General features: G+C 59.1%; 6 protein-coding genes. 2 read left to right on the top strand and 4 right to left on the bottom strand.

Annotated features, from left to right (window positions below; all coding sequences use genetic code 11):
• The first annotated feature begins 218 nt into the window (after nucleotides 1-218).
• Together VGU61_RS17520 and VGU61_RS17515 are read left to right on the top strand one after the other, a co-directional pair.
• On the top strand, nucleotides 219-821 hold the full coding sequence (locus tag VGU61_RS17520; protein WP_326860493.1) for a hemerythrin domain-containing protein: 603 nt from the start codon (nucleotides 219-221) through the stop codon (nucleotides 819-821).
• A gap of 214 nt (nucleotides 822-1,035) precedes the next feature.
• Nucleotides 1,036-1,704: a Ku protein gene (locus VGU61_RS17515; protein WP_326860492.1), complete on the top strand. Its 669-nt coding sequence runs from the start codon at nucleotides 1,036-1,038 to the stop codon at nucleotides 1,702-1,704.
• 119 nt (nucleotides 1,705-1,823) lie between these two features.
• Here VGU61_RS17515 and VGU61_RS17510 read toward each other — a convergent pair whose 3' ends face one another.
• From VGU61_RS17510 to VGU61_RS17495, 4 genes are all read right to left on the bottom strand, one after another.
• Entirely contained in the window at nucleotides 1,824-3,206 is a 1,383-nt protein-coding gene (locus VGU61_RS17510) for a 3'-5' exonuclease family protein (RefSeq protein WP_326860491.1), read from the bottom strand.
• A gap of 168 nt (nucleotides 3,207-3,374) precedes the next feature.
• A complete protein-coding gene (arfB, locus tag VGU61_RS17505) occupies nucleotides 3,375-3,770 on the bottom strand; it encodes an alternative ribosome rescue aminoacyl-tRNA hydrolase ArfB (protein WP_326860490.1) in 396 nt (131 codons plus the stop codon).
• A 99-nt stretch (nucleotides 3,771-3,869) separates the two neighbouring features.
• Entirely contained in the window at nucleotides 3,870-4,322 is a 453-nt protein-coding gene (locus tag VGU61_RS17500; RefSeq protein WP_326860489.1) for an Hsp20 family protein, read from the bottom strand.
• Nucleotides 4,323-4,460: 138 nt separating this feature from the next.
• Nucleotides 4,461-4,886 carry a PRC-barrel domain-containing protein gene (locus tag VGU61_RS17495; RefSeq protein ID WP_326860488.1) on the bottom strand — a complete coding sequence of 142 codons (426 nt, stop codon included), beginning with the start codon at nucleotides 4,884-4,886 and terminating at the stop codon, nucleotides 4,461-4,463.
• Nucleotides 4,887-5,382: the final 496 nt, after the last annotated feature.

Here is a 5,382-nt window from a genome sequence, read left to right as displayed (position 1 = left end):
GAACGCCAGGCGTCTCTCCGGAAACATCGCCAGCTCTTCATTTTTTTGCGCGGCTTCACAAATTTCGCCGTCCACAATACGAAGCGGGAAGAAATTCGACGAGTCGTTGATTTACGTCGAGACACAGGTTCCGCGACCTTCTCCTGTCTCCCGAGGCGCCACTTGATGGCATGGACTTTGCGATTGCTTTCGTACGCTACATAACCAAGGAGATCACTATGCCACGCAACGCAGCTTCCAAGACTTCCGCAAAGTCCAGCTCTGCCAAAGCCGCTCCCAAGACGACAAGCAAGGGAGCACAGGATTTGCTCGAACTGCTGAAAGAAGACCATAAAAAAGTCATCAAGATGTTCGATCAATTCGAGAAGATGAAGGAAAAGGAAGACGACGACCAGGAAGCCAAACAGCTTCTGGTGGAAACCGCTTGCGCCGAACTGACCATCCATGCGCAACTCGAGGAAGAGCTTTTCTACCCGGTGCTGCGCGAAGCCATCGACGATGAGGACATGCTTGATGAAGCGGAAGTCGAACATAACACCGCCAAGCAGCTGATTACCGAACTGGCAGCCATGCAGCCGGGCGACGAACTGTACGACGCAAAATTCACCGTGCTGGGCGAGTACGTGAAACATCACGTGCAGGAAGAAGAGAAGGAAATGTTCCAGAAGGCCAAAAAGGCAAAGCTCGACCTCGTCGCGATGGCTGAGCAGGTCATGGAACGCAAGATGGAACTGCGCGAAGAACTTGGACTGGACGCCGAAGAGGAAGATGAAGACGCCGAACCGGCACCCAAAAAGACGTCCCGCAAGAATGTGCATTGACGACGCGGAGATCGACGCCTTGCCTTCCACCGCATGAGACCGCGCCGGCCCTCATGATGGTGCGGTTGCCCCGATCAGCCTTGCAAGCCCGTATCCGCCTTTGCATCGGCGGTGGGAACAGGAGCGTGACTGACCAAGTTGTTATGTGAATCGCCGATGCGGCATGCTTGCCGCATCGATCCCCAGTCAGAAACCAAGAGAAGAAAGGCGCTACGTGACTTTATTGGATGAAGACATCGGTATCGGCCATGTCAAATCAACCCATGCAGTGGATATTTTCGCGTTCGTTGAAGCGAAGGAAGTACCCTTTCTGTATTTTGAGACACCGTATTACCTGGCGCCCGCACCCGGCGGCGAGAAGGTCTATGCGGTGTTGCGCGAAACATTGCATCGCACCAAGAAGATTGGCATCGCCCACGTGGTGATCCAATCGAAACAGCACCTCGCGGTACTGACGCCGCGCGGTCCGGCGCTGGTGCTGAATACCCTGCGCTGGGCCGGCGACATCCGGGCTCTCGGCGGACTGGATTTCCCCCCGGAAGACATCGAGACCGTGGATGTGACGGAAGAGGAACTGGAAAACGCCGCCGAACTGGTGGAGAGCATGACCACCACTTGGGATATCAGCCGGTACACCGATGCCGTCGATGCCGATGTCCTGAGGGCAATGCAGTCTTCCGGCACGAGCAAGGGATCCACCGGCATGCTGCTGGCGTCGGTCGAAAATGACGACGACGATGACGACCTCGAGTTGACCGATGACGACCTCATCGGCATTCTGCGGCCCAGCATGCATACGCCTCTCGGCGGCGCCAGACGCGCACGAAGCGCGCACCAACCGGTGCGGCAGGGACGATCCCACAGGCAGCGAAGACCGCTTTAACCGGCACATCGCCGGCGTCCCTTTCCCGCGGTCCGTCTTCTGCTGAGCGCGGGACCCCATTCCAGCTGCACCATGGCCGCATGCCGCTTCATCTGACGGCATGCGGACATGGCGCGGCATCAAAGAACGATTATCCGCCAGTCCAATTGCGGCAGCCAGCGCTGCAGGATCTGATAGACGTCGCGGTCGAACCGTGGCTGGCTTTGTCGAAGCAGTGCCGTGGCATCGGTAAGTGTGTTGACCGTACCGAGATAAGCCCAGCAATCGACGATGTGCAGCGCGTCACCCTCGCGGATTGCGATCGCGCCGCGAAACGGCCAGGGCTGAAGGCGCCATCCCTCCAGCGCCGCCGCCACGCGCTCATTATGGGATGCCAGGCTTTCGCGTCCCGCGCAGGCGCCGCTGCATTTGCCGACCTGGCTGGCGAAGCAGGGCTTGCCTGCTTTTCCCTTCTCCAATCCGAGCAGCACATGACACAGCATGTGTGCATCGGCGATCGCACGCAACGCATCGCCTGCCTTGCGCGGACTGACGAAAAGTCCAAACAGATTCGGGTCGTAACCGAAGAACAGATCTTCGGTGGTCGTCAGCACCGGCAAAAGCCTGCCTTTGTTCGGCAGCAACCGCCAGGAGCAAACCTCGTCATTCTGGCGAAGCTGCCGGTTGTACGCCGGTTTCAGCTCCTTGACCAGCTTTGCCTCCAGCAGCAGCGCCCCGAGCTCTCCCGGGGTTTCGCGCCATTCCACGCGCTCGATCTGCTGGCTCATCTGCTGTTCCCTGGCCGACATATGGTCGCCGCTGAAATGCGCCAGGACGCGGCGCCGCAGATCGTTGGACTTGCCAATGTACAACGGCAGGTCGTTTTCACCATAAAACAGATAGACGCCATGGCTCGACGGTATCGACTCGATCTGCGAGGGGTCGAGTTTGGATGGCACCGTCGGACGGTTCAACAGCTTGGCCATCGCCTCCTCGATCGCATCGACCGTATGCTCATCGCGCAGCTTTTGCCAGAACTGCCAGATGAGTTGCGCGTCTCCCAGCGCGCGATGGCGTTCCGTGACATTCAGCCTGTGCCTTTCCACCAGCGAATCGAGATTGTGCCGGGCCAAACCGGGAAACAGCTTGCGCGACAGCCGGACGGTGCAAAGCACCGGAGGATGGAATTCATGTCCGGTCCGGCGGAATTCGTTTTTCAGGAAGCCGTAGTCGAAGCGGGCGTTGTGAGCGATGAACACCCGGTCCGCAAGACGTGCCGCGATGTCGTCGGCGACCGCTGCGAAGCTTGGCGCATCGGCCACCATTGCATTGGTAATGCCGGTGAGTGATTGGATGAACGGGGGTATGGGCATGCCGGGATTGACCAGCGTGCTCCATTCCCGCACGCCGTCGGCATCGACTTCGATGATGCCGACTTCGGTGATGCGGTCGTCCGCCGCTGCGCCGCCGGTAGTCTCCAGGTCGACGAATGCGAGGCGGGGGTAACGGGGCGTAACTGGCATGGCCGGATGAAATTGAACGTCAAGCTCGATGGCGGCTTGTCTCTGCAGCATAGACAACGGCGGTTCATGTTCGTTGATCTGCCACCGGCACGGGCCGGTCGTTTTCCACAGCGCACGTCCGGCGAGCGTCGGAAATCCGGCATATAGGAAGCCGCATCCCGGTGGAAATCACTCCACGATTTTTCCCCGCAGCGCCTTTACCTGGCCGCGCATGCTCTTGCCTTCAAGCCGCCGCTTCTGCGAGTTGCGCGTCGGACGCGTCGGCCGCCGCTGCACCGGCGTCACTGCTACGCTATCGATCAGCGCCTGCAAGCGCTGCAGCGCCTCTTCCAGGTTCTTCTCGCGGCTCCGATGGGTCTGCGCCTTCATGACGACCACGCCTTCGCTGGTGATGCGCTGATCCCGCAGGGCCAGCAGACGCTTCTTGATCTCTTCCGGCAGCGAGGACGCGCGGATGTCGAAGCGCAGATGGATCGCGCTGGATACCTTGTTGACATTCTGCCCGCCCGCGCCTTGTGCCCGTATGGCGGTGAACTCCACCTCGTTTTCCGGCACGAAAATCATGCGGCCTCCCCATGAATGCGTGGACGTGCAAACGCGCCGGCAGGAAACCACTTCCTGCCGGCGCGGCACTGCTTATGATGAAGCGAGTGAGGCGGAGACTTAGGCAGCCTGACGCTCCAGGAACTGCACGTTATCGCCGTTGATCTCGATCTTGCGCGGCTTCAGCGCTTCAGGAATCTCGCGGGCGAGTTCGATATTCAGCAAGCCGTTCTCAAGCTTGGCGCCAACCACTTTGACGTGATCCGCGAGCTGGAAGCGATGCTCGAAGTCACGGGCGGCGATGCCGCGATGCAGGAAGGTACGCTTGCCCTCTTCCTTCACTTTGCGTCCGGTGATCTTGAGCGTATCGCGCTCGGTCTCGATCTCGAGTTCGGAGCGGTCGAAGCCGGCGACAGCCATGGTGATCCGGTACTTGTCTTCACTGACAAGCTCGATGTTGTACGGCGGGTAGCTGGGCTGCGATTCGGCGCGCTGCGCTTCGTCGAACAACTGCGCGAGACGGTCGAAACCGATGGCGGAACGATAAAGGGGAGAAAAGTCGAAATTACGCATGTTAAATATCCTCATAAAAGTAAGCGATATGTTCTGGCGGACCTCCATTGAGCATCCGCTGGTTGGGATATAGGAATGCCTCCATCGCTTTTCAAGAGGTTTATATGCGAATAAAAAATATTTGCAGAATTTCAATACTCAGTTGGTGTCCGGCGACGCCGGATCGCCATAGAAGGAATGCGCCTCCGCCACCCAGGTCGGGTCTGCCATCGACGGCCAATGATCCTTGTCGAAGCCGGGTGCGTTCTCCAGCCGGTCACGGGCCGCGTCCAGCACGAAGCACTCGCGCTCCGCATCCAGCACCAGGGCGTCCCAGGGAATGGCGAACAACTTGTCGCCCAGGCCGAGAATGCCGCCGAACGACAGCACGGCGTAGGCGATGCGGCCGCTCGGCACGTCGAGCATGATGTGGCGGATCTCGCCGAGGTCTTCGTTTTGGAGGTTGACGACCCGGTTGCCCTGCAGGGTGTCGGCGGCCATGACTTGCGGGCCCGGGCCGGAGAATTCGGGACCGCCGCCGATGATGCGGGTGGTGGCGGAGGGGAAGGATTTCAGGTTGGGCATGACGGCGCTCTTTTCCCTAATTAAAAATTAGTTTGGATTGGCTTCCCATCACAAGCAGGAAGCACAGGAATTGCACAGTTTGAGTTATACAACCCTTGTCATTCCCGTGCAGGGTTTTACAGGGGGGAATCCAGAATTGCAGAGTCTCTCCGGTGATACGACGCTTCTGGTTCTCCGAAGAGACTTGACGGGACTGGCCCCGGCGGGCCACTTCCTTTCTTTGCTTCGCCAAAGAAAGGAAGCAAAGAAAGGCGCCCCCCAGTCGACGCCCGCTGCGCGGGTTCCCAAAAGCAGGCGCACTGAAACGGGAAGCGAAATAAACTCGCCTGCGGCTCAGACAGATTTCGCTTCTTTATCCGTTTCAGCACACCTGCTTTTGGCGTCGCCAGCAGGGGAGAACTGCGCATCCCATCCCCACCCTGGCCCTCCCCTTGCAGGGGAGGGAATCCTCCGTTCTTTACTTTGCCGCTAGCGATGATGATTTAAACGCTCCTTT

The organism is Noviherbaspirillum sp. (assembly GCF_035944575.1).
Lineage (GTDB): Bacteria > Pseudomonadota > Gammaproteobacteria > Burkholderiales > Burkholderiaceae_D > Noviherbaspirillum.
This window is presented reverse-complemented; position numbering and strand designations above follow the sequence as displayed.